General features: G+C 74.3%; 17 protein-coding genes. 12 read left to right on the top strand and 5 right to left on the bottom strand.

The window, feature by feature from the left end:
- Positions 1-19: 19 nt before the first annotated feature.
- The 4 genes from ACFYM6_RS18815 (at position 20) to ACFYM6_RS18800 (ending at position 4337) form a co-directional block, all read left to right on the top strand.
- Positions 20-1246, top strand: coding sequence for a glycosyltransferase family 4 protein (locus ACFYM6_RS18815; protein WP_387277054.1), 1227 nt, complete (start codon positions 20-22; stop codon positions 1244-1246).
- A 143-nt stretch (positions 1247-1389) separates the two neighbouring features.
- The gene (locus tag ACFYM6_RS18810) at positions 1390-3159 is read left to right on the top strand and encodes a DUF4012 domain-containing protein (protein WP_387277052.1); all 1770 of its coding nucleotides are present in this window, start codon (positions 1390-1392) and stop codon (positions 3157-3159) included.
- A 12-nt stretch (positions 3160-3171) separates the two neighbouring features.
- The gene (locus ACFYM6_RS18805) at positions 3172-3804 is read left to right on the top strand and encodes a hypothetical protein (protein WP_387277050.1); all 633 of its coding nucleotides are present in this window, start codon (positions 3172-3174) and stop codon (positions 3802-3804) included.
- 113 nt (positions 3805-3917) lie between these two features.
- Positions 3918-4337, top strand: coding sequence for a protein-tyrosine phosphatase family protein (locus ACFYM6_RS18800; RefSeq protein WP_387277048.1), 420 nt, complete (start codon positions 3918-3920; stop codon positions 4335-4337).
- A gap of 48 nt (positions 4338-4385) precedes the next feature.
- Here ACFYM6_RS18800 and ACFYM6_RS18795 read toward each other — a convergent pair whose 3' ends face one another.
- Positions 4386-6659 carry an ATP-binding cassette domain-containing protein gene (locus ACFYM6_RS18795; protein ID WP_387277046.1) on the bottom strand — a complete coding sequence of 758 codons (2274 nt, stop codon included), beginning with the start codon at positions 6657-6659 and terminating at the stop codon, positions 4386-4388.
- A 176-nt stretch (positions 6660-6835) separates the two neighbouring features.
- Here ACFYM6_RS18795 and ACFYM6_RS18790 point away from each other — a divergent pair, with 176 nt between their 5' ends.
- The 6 genes from ACFYM6_RS18790 (at position 6836) to ACFYM6_RS18765 (ending at position 13423) form a co-directional block, all read left to right on the top strand.
- Positions 6836-7558, top strand: coding sequence for a MerR family transcriptional regulator (locus tag ACFYM6_RS18790; RefSeq protein WP_387277044.1), 723 nt, complete (start codon positions 6836-6838; stop codon positions 7556-7558).
- 174 nt (positions 7559-7732) lie between these two features.
- On the top strand, positions 7733-9058 hold the full coding sequence (locus ACFYM6_RS18785; protein WP_387277042.1) for a D-alanyl-D-alanine carboxypeptidase family protein: 1326 nt from the start codon (positions 7733-7735) through the stop codon (positions 9056-9058).
- Between the two features lie 106 nt (positions 9059-9164).
- Complete coding sequence (locus ACFYM6_RS18780; protein WP_387277040.1) at positions 9165-10925, top strand: lysylphosphatidylglycerol synthase domain-containing protein; 1761 nt, start codon at positions 9165-9167, stop codon at positions 10923-10925.
- A gap of 10 nt (positions 10926-10935) precedes the next feature.
- Positions 10936-11796 carry a UDP-N-acetylglucosamine--LPS N-acetylglucosamine transferase gene (locus ACFYM6_RS18775; protein WP_387277038.1) on the top strand — a complete coding sequence of 287 codons (861 nt, stop codon included), beginning with the start codon at positions 10936-10938 and terminating at the stop codon, positions 11794-11796.
- The gene (locus ACFYM6_RS18770; RefSeq protein ID WP_387277036.1) at positions 11793-12515 is read left to right on the top strand and encodes a polysaccharide deacetylase family protein; all 723 of its coding nucleotides are present in this window, start codon (positions 11793-11795) and stop codon (positions 12513-12515) included. The genes ACFYM6_RS18775 and ACFYM6_RS18770 overlap by 4 nt, the downstream gene beginning before the upstream one ends.
- A gap of 110 nt (positions 12516-12625) precedes the next feature.
- Entirely contained in the window at positions 12626-13423 is a 798-nt protein-coding gene (locus ACFYM6_RS18765) for a M15 family metallopeptidase (protein WP_387277344.1), read from the top strand.
- Positions 13424-13460: 37 nt separating this feature from the next.
- Here ACFYM6_RS18765 and ACFYM6_RS18760 read toward each other — a convergent pair whose 3' ends face one another.
- Complete coding sequence (locus tag ACFYM6_RS18760) at positions 13461-14498, bottom strand: M36 family metallopeptidase (protein ID WP_387277034.1); 1038 nt, start codon at positions 14496-14498, stop codon at positions 13461-13463.
- Positions 14499-14601: 103 nt separating this feature from the next.
- Here ACFYM6_RS18760 and ACFYM6_RS18755 point away from each other — a divergent pair, with 103 nt between their 5' ends.
- Positions 14602-15108, top strand: a complete 507-nt coding sequence (locus tag ACFYM6_RS18755; RefSeq protein WP_387277032.1) for a DinB family protein — start codon at positions 14602-14604, stop codon at positions 15106-15108.
- A gap of 47 nt (positions 15109-15155) precedes the next feature.
- Here the strand turns inward: ACFYM6_RS18755 and ACFYM6_RS18750 are convergent, their stop codons facing one another.
- A complete protein-coding gene (locus tag ACFYM6_RS18750; protein WP_387277030.1) occupies positions 15156-15941 on the bottom strand; it encodes an alpha/beta hydrolase in 786 nt (261 codons plus the stop codon).
- A gap of 259 nt (positions 15942-16200) precedes the next feature.
- Here ACFYM6_RS18750 and ACFYM6_RS18745 point away from each other — a divergent pair, with 259 nt between their 5' ends.
- Complete coding sequence (locus ACFYM6_RS18745; protein WP_387277028.1) at positions 16201-16593, top strand: hypothetical protein; 393 nt, start codon at positions 16201-16203, stop codon at positions 16591-16593.
- 27 nt (positions 16594-16620) lie between these two features.
- Here ACFYM6_RS18745 and ACFYM6_RS18740 read toward each other — a convergent pair whose 3' ends face one another.
- Positions 16621-17028 carry an SRPBCC domain-containing protein gene (locus ACFYM6_RS18740; protein WP_387277026.1) on the bottom strand — a complete coding sequence of 136 codons (408 nt, stop codon included), beginning with the start codon at positions 17026-17028 and terminating at the stop codon, positions 16621-16623.
- Positions 17025-17330, bottom strand: a complete 306-nt coding sequence (locus tag ACFYM6_RS18735) for an ArsR/SmtB family transcription factor (protein WP_387277024.1) — start codon at positions 17328-17330, stop codon at positions 17025-17027. Before ACFYM6_RS18735 ends, ACFYM6_RS18740 begins: the two co-directional genes overlap by 4 nt.

Below are 17330 nucleotides of genomic sequence, written 5' to 3'. Positions count from 1 at the left end.
CCACACCGGGAGTGCGGCCATGAAGATCGGCATTCTGTCCTACCACTTCCCGCCGGAGCCGGCGTTCATCCCGGGCAGCCTCGCCGAGGAGCTGGCCGCCCGGGGTCACGAGGTACGCGTGCTCACCGGTTTCCCGGACTACCCGGGCGGTCACGTCTATCCGGGCTGGCGGCAGCGGTGGCGGCACCAGACGCACAGCGAGCGGCTGACCGTCCGCCGGGTGCCCCGGTACGCCGGCGGCGACGGCTCGGCCGGGGCGCGGATGGCCAGTTGGCTCTCCTTCGCCGGCAGTGTGGCGCTGACCGGCCGCCGCTACCTCGGTGACGTCGACGCCCTGTACGTCTTCCAGTTGCCGGCGGCCACCTTCGCCGCGGCCGCCCTGGTCCGGCTGCTCGGCCGGGTACCGACCGTGCTGCACGTGCAGGACGTCTGGCCGGAGGAGGACTCGTCCCGGCCCGACGAGGGCCGCCGGTGGTCGGGGCGGCTCGGCGCCACCCTGCGCCGGATCTATCAGGAGGCCGGCGGTATCGCCGTCACCGCGCCGTCCATGCGGGACCTGGTCGTCTCGGCCGGCGCCGACCCGGACCGGGTGCGGGTGGTGCTCAACTGGACCGACGAACGGATCTTCCGGCCGACCGAGCCCAGCCCGGCCGCGCGGCAGCTGATCCGCCGCGACGGCCGGTGCGTGGTGATGCACGCGGGGACGATCGGCGTACGGCAGGGCCTGGAGACCGCGGTGCGCGCGGCGGCCGCGCTGGACGACCGGATGGATCTGGTCCTGGTGGGTTCCGGAGCGGAGGAGCGGCGGGTGCGGGGGCTCGCCGCCGAGCTCCGGGCGAACAACGTCCGCTTCGTGGAGCGACGCTCGCCGCTGGACATGCCGGCGCTGTACGCGGCGGCCGACTACCAGCTCGTCATGCTGCGCGACCTGCCCGAGCTGCGCGGGATGGTGCCCGGCAAGCTCCAGGCCGCCCTCTCCTGTGCCTCTCCGGTGGTGGCCTCGGCCGGTGGCGACACGGTGGCGCTCGTGGAGCGGGCCCGGGCCGGGTTGTCCTGCCCGCCGGAGGACTGGGCCGCGCTGGCGGACCGGTTCTGGCTGGCGTCGACGATCCCGCCGCCCGCCCGCGTCGACATGGGCCGCCGGGGGCGGGAGGCCTACCTGCGGGAGATGTCGCTGCGGGCTGGCGTCGACCGGATCGAGCAGATGCTCCAGGACGTCTCGGCGCCGGCGCGCGCCGGCCGATAGAGGCGAACCGATATCGCAAACCAGGACGCGAGGCAGCAAACTTCCTGATATCGGGCCGGTGCTGTGCCGTTTCGTGCTAGAAAGCGGTGCATCGACAAGTCTGTCCGATTCAGTCCTGGGAGAGTGGTGTGGGGGAGAGCGGTGTGTCGCGTGGTCGGCGGCCAAGGTCCCGACGGCGGACCCGGGCCCGGGTCCGGCGCGTCCTGCTCATCGGGCTGGTGGTCGTCTCGCTGCTGCTGACGCTGGGTGGTTGGGTCGGATTCCGGGGCTGGCAGGCCCGGGCCCACCTGCTCAACGCCGCCGGGTTGGCCAAGGAACTCAGCGCCCAGGTGGTGGGTGGGGACGCCGCCCGGGCCCAGCGCACCCTCGCCGCGCTCCAGGCGCAGGCAGCCGCCGCCAAAAGCGCCACCGGTGACCCGGGCTGGTGGCTCGGCCGGCAGACGCCGTACGCCGGGGACAACCTCTCCGCCGTACGCCGGATCGCGGTGGCGGTGGACGACCTCGCCCGACTCGCCTTCCCGACCCTGCTCCGGATCGACCTCGCCTCGCTGGTGCCCAAGGAGGGGCGGCTCGACCTGGCCCGGCTGCGCGCCGTGTCCACCGAGGTGTCCGCGGCGGATCGAGCGGTGCGGGAGACGACCGAGCGGCTGCGGGCGGTGCCGACCGACGACCTCGTCGGGCAGGTGCGCGACGCGTTGACCGGGCTGCGTGCCGAACTCGACCGGCTCGCCGGCCTGACCGCCGCCGCGGACCAGGGAGCCCGGCTGCTGCCGCCGCTGCTCGGCGCCGACGGCCCCCGCCGCTATCTGCTGGTGTCGCAGAACCCCGCGGAGTTGCGCGCCACCGGCGGGATGTTCGGCGCGTACGCCGTGATCAGCGCCGACGGCGGCAAGATCCGGATGACCGGGCAGGGCGCTTCCGCCAGCATGCAGTACTTCGACCCGCCGTTGCGGGTGGACGCGGAGATGCGCCGGCTCTGGTCCGACCTGCCGGGGACCTTTCCGGCGGACGTCAACCTCAGTCCCGACTTCCCGACCGCGGCGGCGCTCTACCGGGAGATGGTCCGCCGGCGTACCGGGACCACGGTGGACGGGGTGCTGGCGGTGGATCCGGTGGTGCTGTCGTACCTGCTCGGCGTCATCGGGCCGGTGGCGGTGCCCGGCCGCCCGTCCCTGGCGGCGAACACCGTGGTCCGGACGCTGCTCAGCGACTCCTACCGGGACTTGGACGTGCACGCCCAGGACGCGTACTACGCGCAGGCGGCGTCGGCGGTGTTCGACGCCCTCTTTGCCAAGACGCCCAATCCCCGCGAGGTTTTGACCGTTTTCGCACGCTCTGTTGCTGAACGTCGGATATTGTTCTGGAGTGTCCATCCCGAGGAGCAGCGCGTCCTGGGCGACAGCCCGTTGACCGGGAGGCTCCCCGAGAAGGACACCGTGCCGAGGGTCGGCGTCTTTCTCAACGACGGCAGCGGCGCGAAGCTCGGCTACTACCTGAGGTTCTCGGCCAACCTGACGGTCGGCGACTGCCAGTCCGACGGGCGTCGGGAGCTCCGGCTGCGCGTCACGGTGCACTCCACCGCGCCGCGGTCGGGCCTGGACAAGTCGGTCACCGGCGCCGCCCTCGCCGGCGACCCGTACACGGCCCGCACCTTCGTGTCGGTGTACAGCCCGACCGGCGGGGCGGTGCTCGGCGGCCGGCTCGACGGGCGGGACACCGCGATGGGCAGCGGGACCGACCGTCGCCGCCAGGTCACCGTGGCGAACGTCGAGGTCAAGCCGGGACAGACCCGGACGCTCGACGTCACGCTGCTCACCGGGCAGACCGGCGCCGGCACGGCCGAACTGGTAGTCACCCCCACCGTCACCCCATGGACCACCCAAGTTGTTACCGCACCAAGCTGTGACCAGTAGGAGGGAATCCACATGCGGCTATCCCGCATCATCATGGCGCTCACGGTCGGCCTGGCCGTGGCGGCCGCGCCGACCGCGGCCGGGGCGGCGCAGCCGCAGCCACCGGTCTATCCGCCGCCCGTCACCAAGCTGACGGTCGGCCCGCCCACGATCAGGCTCGGCGAAATCTTCACGCTCAGGGGCACCGGCTTCGCGCCCAACGAGAGAGTGGATCATCGCGTCGCCATCTCGGCGTTGCCGCAGGCCGCGCCCGCGCAGGGAACGGCGCGGCGTAGCGACGGCACCACCGTGGCGTTGGCGAGCGTGTCCTACGCGCAGGCGCAGCCGCAGCCGGCACCGCTGGAGTTCACGGTGACCGCCGACGGCGCTGGCAACTTCACTGTCACCTACCGGCCGAACCGGCCGGGGCGGTACACCTTCACCGCCACGGGTGAGACCTCCGACCGGGTTGCCACCGCCACGGGTACGGTCCTCCCGCCGAAGCCGCATCGACCGCCGCACAAGGATGAGAACCTCCCGGTGACCGGGGCGAGCCTCAGCACACCGATGAAGCTCGGCGGCGGCATGGCCGGTGCGGGTGTCGTCCTGCTGCTGCTCTCCCTGGCCTGGCGTCGTCGCGGCCGCCTCGGGATGGGCTCGCGCTGACCGAGGCGCACCGGGCAGAGCCCGGACCTCGATGGGTGCCCGCCGGACCACGTCCGGCGGGCACCCAGGTGTGCGGGGCCGACGGGCCGGGCGGCAGTCGGCACAATGGCCGGATGAACGCGAGCGAGCGCTGGACCGACCGCGCCGGGCTGGTCGTGCTGCCCGGCGGCGCCACCGTACGCGGCCGTCGGATCGGCGCGCCCGCCTCGCCGGCCGACTTCGCCCTGCTGCTGGCCGCCGGTCCGACTCCGGCCTGGCCGTACCGCCGGGTCCGCTGGCCCGACTTCTGGGTGCCGCTCGACTCCGCCGACGCGCGGGACGCGCTGCGGGAGGCGTGGCGCCGGGCGTACGCGGGGGAGCGGGTGGAGGTCGCCTGCCGGGGCGGCGTCGGGCGGACCGGCACCGCCCTCGCCGCGCTCGCCGTCCTCGACGGGCTCGCCCCCGCGCGAGCGGTGGCCTGGGTACGCGCCCACCACCACCCTCGCGCCGTGGAGACCCCGTGGCAGCGGTGGTGGCTGCACCGGCTGCCCTGAGCCGCCGGTCCCGAGCCGGTCCGACCGATCCACCCGCCGGCCGCCCGGTCAGCGGTTCACGTAGCCGCGCAGGTGGCGGGCGGTGAGGGTGTCACCGTGCGCGACGAGGTCGGCGGGGGTGCCGGCGAACACCACCCGCCCGCCGTCGTGGCCGGCACCCGGCCCCAGGTCCACGATCCAGTCGGCGTGCGCCATCACGGCCTGGTGGTGCTCGATGACGATGACCGTGTTGCCGGCGTCGACCAGCCGGTCCAGCAGGGCCAGCAACTGGTCCACGTCGGCCAGGTGCAGCCCGGTGGTCGGCTCGTCCAGCACGTACGTGGCGGCGTCACCGGCCAGGTGGGTGGCCAGCTTCAGCCGCTGCCGCTCGCCCCCGGACAGGGTGGTCAGCGGTTGGCCGAGACCCAGGTAGCCCAGGCCGACGTCCGTGAGGCGGTCGAGCACCGCCCGGGCGCTGCCGGTGGGAAAGAACTCGCGGGCCTCGGTGACCGACATCGCCAGCACCTCGCTGATGTTCCTGCCGCGCAGCCGATAGGTCAGCACCTCGGCGGTGTAGCGGCGGCCCTCGCAGTCCTCGCAGACCGAGGCGACCCCGGCCATCATCGCCAGATCCGTGTAGACCAGCCCGATCCCCTTGCAGGTGGGGCAGGCGCCCTCGGAGTTCGCGCTGAACAGCGCCGCCTTCACCCCGTTGGCCTTGGCGAAGGCGGTGCGGATCGGGTCGAGCAGCCCGGTCCAGGTGGCGGGGTTGCTGCGCCGCGAGCCCCGGATGGCGGACTGGTCCACCACGATCACCCCGGCCCGCCCGGACAGCGAGCCGTGGATCAGTGAACTCTTGCCGGAGCCGGCCACGCCGGTCACCACGGTCAGCACGCCCAGCGGGAGGTCCACGCCGACGTCGCGCAGGTTGTGCAGGTCGGCACCGCGGATCGGCAGGTGGCCGGTGGGCCGGCGGACCCGCTCGCGCAGGGCGACCCGGTGGTCCAGGTGCCGGCCGGTGCGGGTGTCGGCCCGGCGCAGCCCGGCGACGTCACCGGCGTAGCAGATCCGCCCGCCGGCCGTCCCGGCGCCCGGGCCGAGATCGACCACGTGGTCCGCGATGGCGATGGTCTCCGGCTTGTGCTCGACCACCAGGACGGTGTTGCCCTTCTCCCGCAGCCGCAGCAGCAGGTCGTTCATCCGGGCGATGTCGTGCGGGTGCAGGCCGACGGTGGGCTCGTCGAAGACGTACGTGATGTCGGAGAGGCTGGAGCCGAGATGGCGCACCATCTTCACCCGTTGCGCCTCGCCGCCGGAGAGCGTGCCGGACTCCCGGTCCAGGCTGAGATAGCCGAGCCCGATCTCGACCAGCGAGTCCACCGTCTCGCGTAGGTTGCCGACCAGCGGTGCCACCGCCGGATCGTCCAGCCCGTGGAGGAACTCGGCCAGGTCACTGATCTGCATCGCCGCGCACTCGACGATGGTCCGGCCGGCGACCCGCACCGAGCGGGCCGCGGCGTTGAGCCGGCTGCCGTCGCAGTCGCCGCAGGTGGTGAAGGTGACCGCCCGGTCGACGAAGGCCCGGATGTGCGGCTGCATCGACTCCCGGTCCTTGCTGAGGTAGAGCCGGCGCACCTTGACCGCGAGGCCCTCGTACGTCCAGTTGTTGCTGCCCATCTTGATCTTCGTGGCCGGCTTGTGCAGGAAGTCCTGCCACTGCTCCGGCGTGTAGTCCTGGAGCTTGACATCCGGGTCGAACAGGCCGGAGCCCACGATGGTCTGCCAGTACCAGGAGTCGACGGCGAAGTTGGGCACCAGGACCGCCCCGTCGTTGAGCGAGCGCTCCACGTCGACCATGGCGGACACGTCCAGGTCGGAGACCCGGCCCAGGCCCTCGCAGGTGGGGCACATGCCCTCGGCCAGGTTGAAGCTGAACGCCCCCGGTCCGCCGATGTGCGGCGTGCCGAGCCGGCTGAACACGATCCGCAGCATCGCGTACGCGTCCGTCGCGGTGCCCACGGTGGAGCGGGAGTTCACCCCCATCCGCTCCTGGTCCACCACGATGGCGGGGGTGAGGTTGCGCAGCGAGTCGACGTCCGGCCGGGACAGGCTGGGCATGAATGACTGGAGGAAGGCGCTGTAGGTCTCGTTGATCAGGCGGCGGGACTCGGCGGCGATGGTGCCGAACACCAGGGAGGACTTGCCGGAGCCGGAGACCCCGGTGAAGACGGTGAGGCGTCGCTTGGGGATGTCGACCGAGACGTCGGCAAGGTTGTTCTCCCGGGCGCCGCGTACCTCGATCATGTCGTGACTGTCGGCGGCGGACGGTGCGGACGGTGGCATGGGGACCCTTCAGCGCTCGGGGGCAGGGCGGAGCCCTGCCCGGTTCCTGGGCGGCCTGGCCGTCTCAATTCTCCCATTAACGAGCTTGTGGAGAGTTTGGCCGTACGTCGAGCGCGACGTGCGCCCGGCTTCCTCCAAAAAGTCTCAACCGGGGTGGAAGCGATAGGCTGCCGGCCGTGGCGACCCACCCGGAGCGGAGGCTGCGCGCGGTCGACCTCGCGGCCGGGGCCGGCATCTCCGTGCAGCAGGTCCGCAACTACGTCGACCTCGGAGTGCTGCCGCCGGTCTCGCGTACCGAGAGCGGCTACCGGATCTTCACCGAGGCGCACGCGCGGGCGCTGGCGGTGGCCCGCCGGCTGGCCGAAGGGCACGGCTGGGCCCGTACCCGCCAGGCGATGGCCGCCGTCCACCGCGGCGACGTGCCGGCGGCGTTGGCGGCGGTGGACGCCGGGCACGCCGAGCTGGAGCGGGAGCGGGCCGAGATCGGCCGCGTCGTCGCCGCCTTCGACACGGTGGCCGGCCGCGCCGGCCCGGCGCCCCGGCGCCCGTTGCGCATCGGCGCGGTCGCCGAACTGGCCGGCGTCCGCACCTCCCGCCTGCGGCTGTGGGAGGAGCGCGGCCTGCTGCGCCCGGCGCGGCAGCGAGGCACCGGCTACCGGGTGTACGACGCCGCCGAGGTACGCGCCGCGCAGGTCGTGGCGTTGCTGCGCCGCGGCGGCTACCCCTACGAGATCGTCGAGGCGGTCCTCGGTGAGTTGCGTACCACGGGCAGCCCGCAGCGGGTCCGCGCCGAGTTGGCCCGGCGTGAGCAGGACCTGCACCGGCGCAGCCTGCGCCGGCTGCGCTCCTCCGCCGCGCTCCACAGCTACCTGGCGGACCTGGGCCTGGCGTCCCGCTGACCGGGCGGCTGGAGCCGGCCCAACACGGGTCGGCCGGCAGCCGCCGCGCCGGCCGGCGGTGGCGGTCCGGTGGGGCACGTGCGCCGGTGACCCGACGCGACGGTGGCAGGACGTGGCGTGGCGGACCCCGACGGGTGTCACCGCGAAGCGATCTTGCGGTTAGTCTCCCTGGTCATGAGAGCTCGGGTCCTGGCCGCCCTCACCGCCGCCGTCCTCCTGGGCACCGGGACGGCCCTGCCCGCCGCGCACGCCGCGCCGCCGAGATCCGGCGGGCAGGTCGCGCCGGCCGGAGCGGCCGCGCAGCTCGCTGCCGCCGCGGCGGCAGCCCGGGCACCCGTGCCGTGCCCGAAGGCGCCGGCGCCGAAGGCGTCCCGCCCGCCCCGACCGGTGCCGCCGCCGAACGTGCCGGCGGACCGGGTGGTGGGTGGCGAGCGGTTGGACACGCCCGGGCTGGTCGTGCCGGACGGGACGGCCGCGCCGCCGGCGGTCACCGCCACCTCCTGGCTGGTCGCCGACCTGGACAGCGGCGCCGTGCTCGGCGCCTGCGGGCCGCACGAGTACGCCACCCCGGCCAGCACCCAGAAGCTGCTACTCGCGGCCACCCTGCTGCCGAAGCTCGACCCGAAGCAGGTGGTCACCGTGACCCGTGACGACCTGAAGATCGAACCGGGCAGCTCCGCCGTCGGCCTGCTCGTCGGCGGAAAGTACCTTGTCGAGACGGTGTGGCTCGGACTGCTGCTCAACTCCGGCAACGAGGCCGCCAATGTGCTCGCCCGGCTCGGCGGTGGCGACGACGGCGTACCCGGCGGGGTACGGGCGATGAACGAGGAGGCCCACCGCCTCGGCGCCCGGCAGACCCACGCCGTCACCCCCTCCGGGCTGGACGGCAAGGGACAGTTCACCAGCGCGTACGACCTGGCGCTCATCGCGCGGGCCTGCTTCGCCAACCCGCTGTTCCGCCGGTACGCGCTCACCGAGCGCACCAAGATCCCAGCCCAGCCGGCCCTGAAGAAGGGCGGCTTCCAGATCCAGAACGAGAACCAGCTCATCTACCGCTACCCGGGCGCCCTCGGCGGCAAGACCGGCTTCACCCAGCTGGCCCGGCACAGCTACGTGGGCGCCGCCGAGCGCGACGGCCGACGGCTCGTGGTCACCCTGCTCGGCGCCGAGGCCCGCCCGGTACGCGGCTGGCAGCAGGGGGCCCAGCTGCTCGACTGGGGATTCGCCCTGCCCCGGGACGCCTCGGTCGGCCGGCTGGTCGAACCCGGCGAGCTGGACGCGGCGGAGGCGGCCCCGAGCGGCTCCCCGGCCCCGTCGACCACGGTCACGCCGGCGCCCTGGCGGGGACCGGCCGGGACCGCGCTGGCGCGGATGGCCGACGGTGACTGGCGGGTCATCGTGCCGGTCGCCGGCATCCTCGCGCTGACGATCGGCGGTCTCGTGGCCGCGCTGGTCGCCCGCCGGGGCCGGTCCCGCCGGGTCGGCCGCCGCCGCGCCTAGGACCTGCCGTACAAGGCTCGCCCGGGCGAGCCGAGGCTCTGGCAGCCGCCGGACGGATCGGCGGCGTTGCCGCCCGACGTACGCTGCCGGGCCCTATGGTCGGAGCATGCGGGACAGCGGCGGGGCCGGCTCCGCCGCGCGGGTCCGCCAACTCCTCGCCGACCGGCGTGTCGCGGTGCGGGCCCTCGAGCCACTGCCCGGCGACCGCCGGGGCTCCCGCCCCTGGCGGGTCACCACCGACGACGGGCGCTGCCTCTTCGTGAAGCTGACCGCCGGCCGGCAGCGGGACGCGGGCCGCCTGCGTCGCTGGTACCGGCGGCTGCGGTACCGCCAGCTCCCTGACGGCCCGCCGTACAGCACCGCGGCGCAGAAGGCCGAGCACGAGGCGGAGCTGCTCCGCCGGGCCGCGCGCGCCGGGGTGCGGGTGCCGCGCCCGGTGGACGTGACCACCGGCCCGGCCGGGGAGGGCCTGCTGGTCGAGGAGTTCGTGCCCGGGCGGCCGCTGGACACGCTCCGCCCCGGCGAGTTGGGCGCGGACGCGCTCGCCGACGTCTGGCGCCAGCTGGCGCTGCTGCACCGCGCCGGGCTGGCCCACCAGGACCTGCGCGGGGGCTGCGTGCTGGTGACCGACTCCGCGGCCCGGCTGGTCGGGCTGGCCGCCGCCACCGACCGGGCCAGCCCCGAGCAGCGCGCCCGGGATCTGGTCGAGCCGCTGGTCACGGTCGCCGCTCTGGCCGGCGTACGCCCCACCGTCGCGGCCGCGACCGCCCACCTGGGTGAAGCCGCGGTGGCCGACTGCCTGCCCTGGCTGCAACCCGTGCTGCTGTCCCGGGCCGGGCGGCACGCGCTGGGCACGCAGCCCGGCCTGTTCGACGAACTCCGCGACGAGATCGTCCACCGCTGTCCGGGGCGCTCCCCCCGGCCGGCCCGGGTGGTCCGGTTCACCGGCCGGGGCCTGCTCCTGGTCGTCATGCTCGGCGTCCTGGGCTACCTCGTGTTCGCCCAGTCCGGCCAGGTGGCCATGGCGCTGGGGGCGCTGCGGCACGCGATCCCGTGGGCGGTGGCCAGCTCGCTGCTCGCCGCCGCCGCCACGTACCCGATCAGCGCCCTGGCGCTGCGCCTCGCCGCGCCCGGCCGGATTCCCTTCGGTGCCACCGTGGCGGTGCAGGTGGCGTCGGCGTTCGTCAACCGGCTCGCGCCGGGCGCCGTCGGCGGGGTCGCACTCAGCCTCCGCTACCTGCGGCGGCAGCGCCTGCCGCTGCCGGTCGCGGCCACCGCGATCGCCGTGGACCGGGCCTCGGGCGTGGTCGCCTTCGCGCTGATGCTGCCCGTCCTGGTGCCGTTCGTCCCGGGCTCCGCACAGCACCTGGGCAGTGCGGCCGTCGGTCGGGGCCGGATCCTCCTGCTCGTGGTGCTCGCGCTGCTCGCGCTGGCCGTGGTGGCGTTCGGCGTACGCCGGTGGCGGGCCCGCGTGCGTCAGGCCCGGCGGCAGGCGCTCGAGGCCCTCCGCCTGCTCGTCCGCAGCGGGCGGATGCTGCGGCTGCTGCCGGTCGGCGTGGCGCTCACCCTGGCCTACGGGGCCGCGCTCTGGCTCGCGTTGCTCGCCGTCGGGCTGCCCTCCGCTCCGGCGCTGATCGCGCCCGTGGTGCTGGTCTCCGCGCTCGGCGAGGGCGTGGCGTCCGTCGCGCCGACGCCCAGCGGGCTGGGCGCCACCGAGGCGGCCCTGGTTTCCGGGCTGCTGCTCTACGGGGTGCCGGTGCACACCGCGGTCGCCGGGGTGCTGATCTACCGGCTGGCCACCTTCTGGCTGCCGGTGCTGCCCGGGTACGTGGCCCTGCGCCTGTTGGTCCGGCGACGGGCCATCTGAGGGCGGACGCGTGGATGTCGTGGCCCCGGGTATGCGCGGCGACATGGAGAGCGCCGGACGGATCGTGGTGGTCTCCGCGGACATCGGCGCGGGCCACGACACGGCCGCCGCCGAGCTGACGCGGCGGCTGCGCCGCCGGGGCTTCGTGGTGGACCGGCTGAACTTCCTGGAGGCGCTGCCCCGCCCGGCGCGCTGGGTCGTCCGGCGGGCCTACCGGGGCATCCTGCGCTGGCTGCCGTGGGGATACGACGCGCTCTTCGCCCTCACCAGCCGGTCCCGGCTGTCCGTTTCGGTGCTCCGCGGGCTGCTCCGGCCGCTGCGGGGTCGGATGCGCCGGTCCATCCCGCCGGACACCCGGGTGGTGGTGACGACCTACCCGTTCGCCAACCAGCTCCTCGGGCCGCTGCGCCGGCACGGGCGGCTGGCCGTCCCGCTCCTCACCTACGTGACCGATTTCGTCGTCCATCCCAGCTGGCTGTGCGAGGGCGTGGACGTCTACTGCGCGGTACGGCACGCCGAGCCGCAGCCCGCGGACGACGTCGCCCTCACGCTGGTCCAGCCGCTCGTGTCGCGGGCCCTCGCCAGCTCGACCGCCGTCGGCCAGCTGCCGGCCCGGCAACGCTCCGGCCTGCCGCCGGACGACCGGCTGACCCTGACCGTGGCGGACGCCTGGGGAGCGGGGGAGGTGGAGGACACCAGGGCGGAGGTCGCCGCGGCCGAGCGGGACGATCCGGCGAGCCTGGTCGCCGAGGTGGCGAGCCGGGCCGGGAGCGCCGGAGTGGACGACCGCAGCCACCGGCTGGTCGACTCGGTCGGCGACGCGGTCGCCGTGGTGGCCGCGCTGCTGCAGTCCACCGGCGGTCTCCGGTGAGCGCCCGACCCGTCGCCTGGGCCGCGGCGGCCGCGCTGCCGGCGGTGCAGGTGGCGCCGGTCGTGACCGCGCTGCCGGCCGTCCGGCGGCGGTTCCTGCCCGGCCTGCACGGGCTGGGTCCGCCGGACCGGGTGGCGCTGACGTTCGACGACGGTCCCGACCCGGAGTCCACCCCGCGGTTCCTGGAGGTGCTGGCCGCGCACGGGGTGCGGGCCACCTTCTTCCTGCTCGGAGTGATGCTCCAGCGGGCCCCCGAGCTCGGCCGGGAGATCGTCGCCGCGGGTCACGAGGTGGCGGTGCACGGGTGGGCGCACCACAACCTGCTGCTGCGCGGGCCGGCGGCGACCGTACGCGACCTGGCGCGCGCCCAGGCGCTGATCGCCGGCGTGACCGGCCGGGCGCCCCGCTTCCTGCGCCCGCCGTACGGCGTGCTGACCGGCGCGACCCTGCTGGCGGCGCGCCGGCTGCGGCTGGAGCCGGTGCTGTGGAGCTGCTGGGGCCGGGACTGGACCCGTAAGGCCACCGGCGACACCGTGTACGCCACCGTCCGGTCCGGACTCTCCGGCGGAGGCACGATCCTGCTGCACGACTCCTCGTGCTCCGCCGCGCCGGGTGCCTGGCGGGCCGCGCTGGCCGCCCTGCCCCGGTTACTGGCGGAGTGCCACCGCCAGGGCTGGACGGTCGGGCCGCTGGGGGCACACCGGGACGGGGCGCGGTGACCCTGGCCACCCTTTCCGGGAATTCGCGCCCGGCTCCGGGCGGCGACGCTGGTAGACAGGGCGAGGTGGGGAGTGGGAGACGAGGGGGCGGCGGCATTCGCGTGGGGGCGATCGCGGTCGTGCTGGTCGCCGCGCTCACCGCCTGCCAGCGCCCCGCGCCGCGGCCCACCCCGGCACCCACCCCGTCGCCGACCCCGTCGGCCGGACCACGCGCGCCGGCCGACTTCGTCGACCTCGCCGCCGTAGACCCGGGCATCCGCACCGACATCCGGTACGCCACCGCGCACAACTTCGTCGGCCGGCCGATCACCGGCTATGCCGAACCGCTGTGCCTGCTCACCCGGACGGCCGCCGAGGCGCTGCACCGGGTCCAGGCCGCCGCCCTCGCCGAGGGCCGCAGCCTCAAGGTGTACGACTGCTACCGCCCGCAGCGGGCGGTGGACGACTTCGTCGCCTGGGCGAAGACCCCCGGAGAGCAGCAGATGAAGGCCGAGTTCTATCCCGACGTGCCCAAGACCAGGCTCTTCGCCGACGGCTACATCGGTGCGCCGACCGCGCACAGCCGGGGCAGCACCCTCGACCTGACCCTGGTCCCGGTGCCGACCCCGAACCAGCCGGCGTACGTGCCGGGGCAGCCGCTGCAACCCTGCACCGCGCCAGCCGGGCGCCGCTTCCCGGACAACTCGGTCGACATGGGCACCGGGTTCGACTGCTTCGACCCGCGCGCCCACACCGCCGACGCCCGGATCACCGGTCCGGCGCGGGCCGACCGGGAGCTGCTCAAGCGGCTGATGACCGCGCAGGGCTTCGAGAACTATCCCCGGGAGTGGTGGCACTACCGCTACCGCGACGAGCCGTACCCGGACACGTACTTCGACTTCCCGGTGGCCCGGTCGTCGCTGCGGTGAGCGCCGCCCCGGCGGGAGGCGGCGCCCACCGCGGCGGTCACAGGATGCCGCGGGCGGCGAACGCGGCGCGGGTCGCGTTCGCGGCCTGGGCGCCGTAGAGCCGCTGCGCGGCGGCCACGGTCGCCAGCGCCGCGTCCCGGAAGGTGGTGTCCTTGGCGAAGTCGAACTGCGCGTCCACGATCAGCGTGGTCGCCGTGCGGTTGCCGAGGGCGGTGCGGATGTCCCACAGCGCCCGCGACCAGATCTCCCCGTCGGCGTGCACCTCGCCCCGCAGGTCGGCGGGGTAGACCTTGCTGCCGTCGAGGCGGCGCAGGCAGTGCGGGGCGGTCCGGGTGTACGAGACGGAGTCCCAGTCGGCCACGCAGGCCTCCGGCGTCCGTGTCGGCGCTCCGGTGGCCCAACTGGTCACCGCGACCGCCAGGTAGTCGCCGAACGCCTCGCCGATCGCGCCGGACTCGAGCGTGGTGCCGAAGCCGGGCACCTGGCCGTCCTGCACCGAGTGGCCGTACTCGTGGACGATCACCTCGGCGTCTTCGGCGTCGTCCACCCCGCCCTTGCCCAGGGTGATGTTGGCCTTGTCCTCCCGGAAGAACGAGTTGTCGCCGCCGTACTGGCCGATGCGCAGCTCGATCTGCCGCTGGTTGACCGGGCGCAGGGTGCTGCCGAAGCCGAGCGACTGCAGGTACGCCTGGGCGGTGTTCACCCAGTGGTAGCCCATGACCTGCTCGAACTGGTCGGCGTCGCGGTGCCACGCCGGGAACGCGCCGTCGGCCGCCCGGGCCGGCGTGCCGGTGCTGCTCTTGACGACGACGTACTTCCCGGTCAGCGTGCCGGAACCGTCCAGGTTGGTCAGCAGCACCGACCGGTACGCCCCGGCCAGCGCCGGGTAGTCCGCGTCCTTCTGGTCGGTCAGCGACTGGTCGCCGAGTTGCTGCACGGGGTTCGGGGCGAAGACCGTCGCGGTGGCGGTGTGGCCGTAGGGATCGGCGGCCGCCTGGACGGTCGTGCCGCCGGCGGCGATCGCCGCGGTGACCGCCGAGGCGACCAGCGCGGAACGTCGGAGGTGGGGGTACATCCATGATCCCTTCGGAGGTGGACGGATGCGCTGAGACTAAGCTCGCCCGGTACCACTTCCAACCCTCGGCGAGCAGGCCCGCCGCCTGCGCGGAAGGACCCTCGTGGAGACCGAACGGATCGGCCCGCCGCTGCTCGCCGGCGAGCGGGAGACGCTGCGCGCATTCCTCGACTTCCACCGGGCCACTCTGGCCATGAAGTGCGCGGGGCTCACCGACGAGGAGTTGCGCCGGCAGTCCTCGCCGCCGTCGACGCTGTCGCTGCTCGGCCTGGTCCGGCACCTGGCCGAGGTGGAGCGCACCTGGTTCCGCCGGGTGATCAACGGTGAGGACATCCCGCTGGTCTGGTCGGAGACCGGCGACTTCCAGGAGGCGTACGACGCGAGCGCCGCCGACCGGTCGGAAGCGTTCGAGGCGTGGCAGCGGGAGGTCGAGCACGCCCGCCGCATCGAGCGGGAGGCGGAGTCCCTCGACGTCACCGCCTACAACGCACGCTGGGAAGAGGAGGTCTCGCTGCGCCTGGTGATGCTGCACATGATGCACGAGTACGCCCGGCACAACGGGCACGCGGACTTCCTCCGCGAGGCCATCGACGGCTCCGTCGGCGTCTGACTCGCAGTCTGCAGAGCCTCGGGTCCGGCCGAGACGGTGGCTGCGGCTCAGCCGATGACCTCGCGGCGCAGCGGCAGCCAGGCCAGCACGTCCTGGATCTTCGCGTCCCAGTACGCCCAGTCGTGGTCGCCGGGGGAGAACTCCACGGTGACCGGCACCCCACGGCGCCGGGCCGCCTCGACGAAGCGGATGTTGTCCTCGTACAGGAAGTCCTCGGTGCCGCAGGCGACGTAGAGCGCGGGCAGGTCGGAGCCCGCGCGCTCCAGTAGCGCCACCGTGTCGTCGTCGGTGCCCGGCACCTCCCGGCCGCCCCACACCGTGTGCCACACCGCCGGGTTGACGGGGCTGGTCGGGTGGTCCCGCCGCCGGGTGACGTCCAGCGCGCCGGAGAGGCTGGCCGCCGCCGCGAACCGGCCCGGGTCGCGCAGCGCCCACTTCGCCGCCCCGTAACCGCCCATCGACAGGCCGGCGACGAAGGTGTCCTCCCGGCGGGTGGACAGGCGGAAGAACGAGTGGCAGATCTCGGGCAGTTCCTCGCTGAGGAAGGTCCAGTAGCGGTTGCCGTGCGCCTCGTCGGTGTAGAAGCTCCGCCCGGCCTGCGGCATCACCACGGCCAGCCCGAGCGGGGCCACGTACCGCTCGATCGAGGTGCGCCGGGTCCAGATGGTGTCGTCGTCGCTCAGGCCGTGGAGCAGGTAGAGCACCGGCGGGTCGCCGACGGCGGCGTTGCCGGCCAGGCCGATCTGCCCGGAGGTCCGTTCCGGCAGCAGCACGGTCATCGACGTGCCCATGCCGAGCGCCTCGGAGAAGAAGTCACACCGGATCCGCGCCATGGGCCTGGATCGTACGCGCGCCGCCGGCCGGCCGCCGGTGCGCGCGTAGCGGCGGCGCCCGCCCCCCCCGTCGCGCCAGGCGCTGGCCACCAGGCCGGCGCGCTCGAGCCGGTGCAGCGATGTCACCCGGACAGGGGCCGAATCAACCGTTCCTATTGCCGTGGGGCCTCCAGGGGGGACAGGATGACCAAGGCGCGTCGGAAACATTCCCGTAACCGCGTGCTGCTGGTCTCTGTCACGAGGAAGTGGGAGTCAGTTCATGAGCGACGTGTCGACGGCGCTGGGTGTGCGCCTCTACCCGGACCTGGTCGAGCGGGGCGGACTCGCCCCCGCGCTCGCCGACACGGCCGCCCGGCACCAGCTCGACCTCGGCCAGGTGAGCGCCCCCGACCACGGGCGGGCCCGGTTCACCTGCGCCGAGCTGACCTCCGACCGCGGCGTCGTCTGCGTCGGGCTCGGCTCCCAGGCCCGCTACTTCATGATCGACCTCCGGGTGTCCGGCGAGGTCCAGGCCCGCGGCGACGCCACCGACCTGCTCCAGGTAGCGCAGGTGGCCGACGCCTGGCGGGCCGGGACCACGCTCGCCGACCTCACCGCGCGGTTCCCCTTCATGGAAGAGATGAGGCGCCACCCGCTCGCCCAGGCCAGCTAGTGCGCCGCCGCCGGCTGCGGCAGATCTCTAGACGTTCGCGGCTTCGGCTCGGAGAGCATGAAGGAAGCCCGCCCAGCCGGTGTAGGTGTTTTCGGCGAGGTTGGGCGGCACGCTGGTGTGGCGCAGGGTCAGCAGGGTGCCGCCGGCTTGCGCCGACAGGGTCACCTCGACCTGGGAAGAGCCGGGTGGCAGATCGGGCACGCCCGGCGTCGGCTCCCAGCCAAACGTGAAGGCGATCTTCTCGTACGGCCGAAGCTCGGTGAAGTGGCCGCGCACGACGAGTCCAGGGCCGTCGGTGAGCTGGAACGTCAGCTCGCCGCCCGGCATCGGGTCGAGATCGGCCGGGCCGAGCCAGCGGGCCATGCGCGCCGGATCGGTGAAGAAGCGCCAGACGACCTCTGGTGGGGCGTCGATCTGGATGGTGCGCTCGATCATCCTCGGTGTTCCTTCTCCACTTCATGCTTGAGGTGGTCGAGCCGGGCCGCCCACATCCTGTCAAGGAAGCCGGCCGCCTCGGCGAAGCCTTCGGCCCGGAGCCGGTAGAGGCGGCGGCTTCCGTCGCGTCGCATGTGGAGCAGGCCGGCGTGGATCAGGACGCGCAGGTGCTGCGAGACGGCTGGTCGGCTGATCATCGGGAACTGCGCGGCGATCTCGCCGGCTGCGACCTCGCGGTCGCGGGTGAGCAGCAGGATGCCGCGGCGGGTGGGGTCGGCCACGGCCGTGAGTACCTCGTCCAT

This window comes from Micromonospora sp. NPDC006431 (assembly GCF_042870725.1).
Lineage (GTDB): Bacteria > Actinomycetota > Actinomycetes > Mycobacteriales > Micromonosporaceae > Micromonospora.
This window is presented reverse-complemented; position numbering and strand designations above follow the sequence as displayed.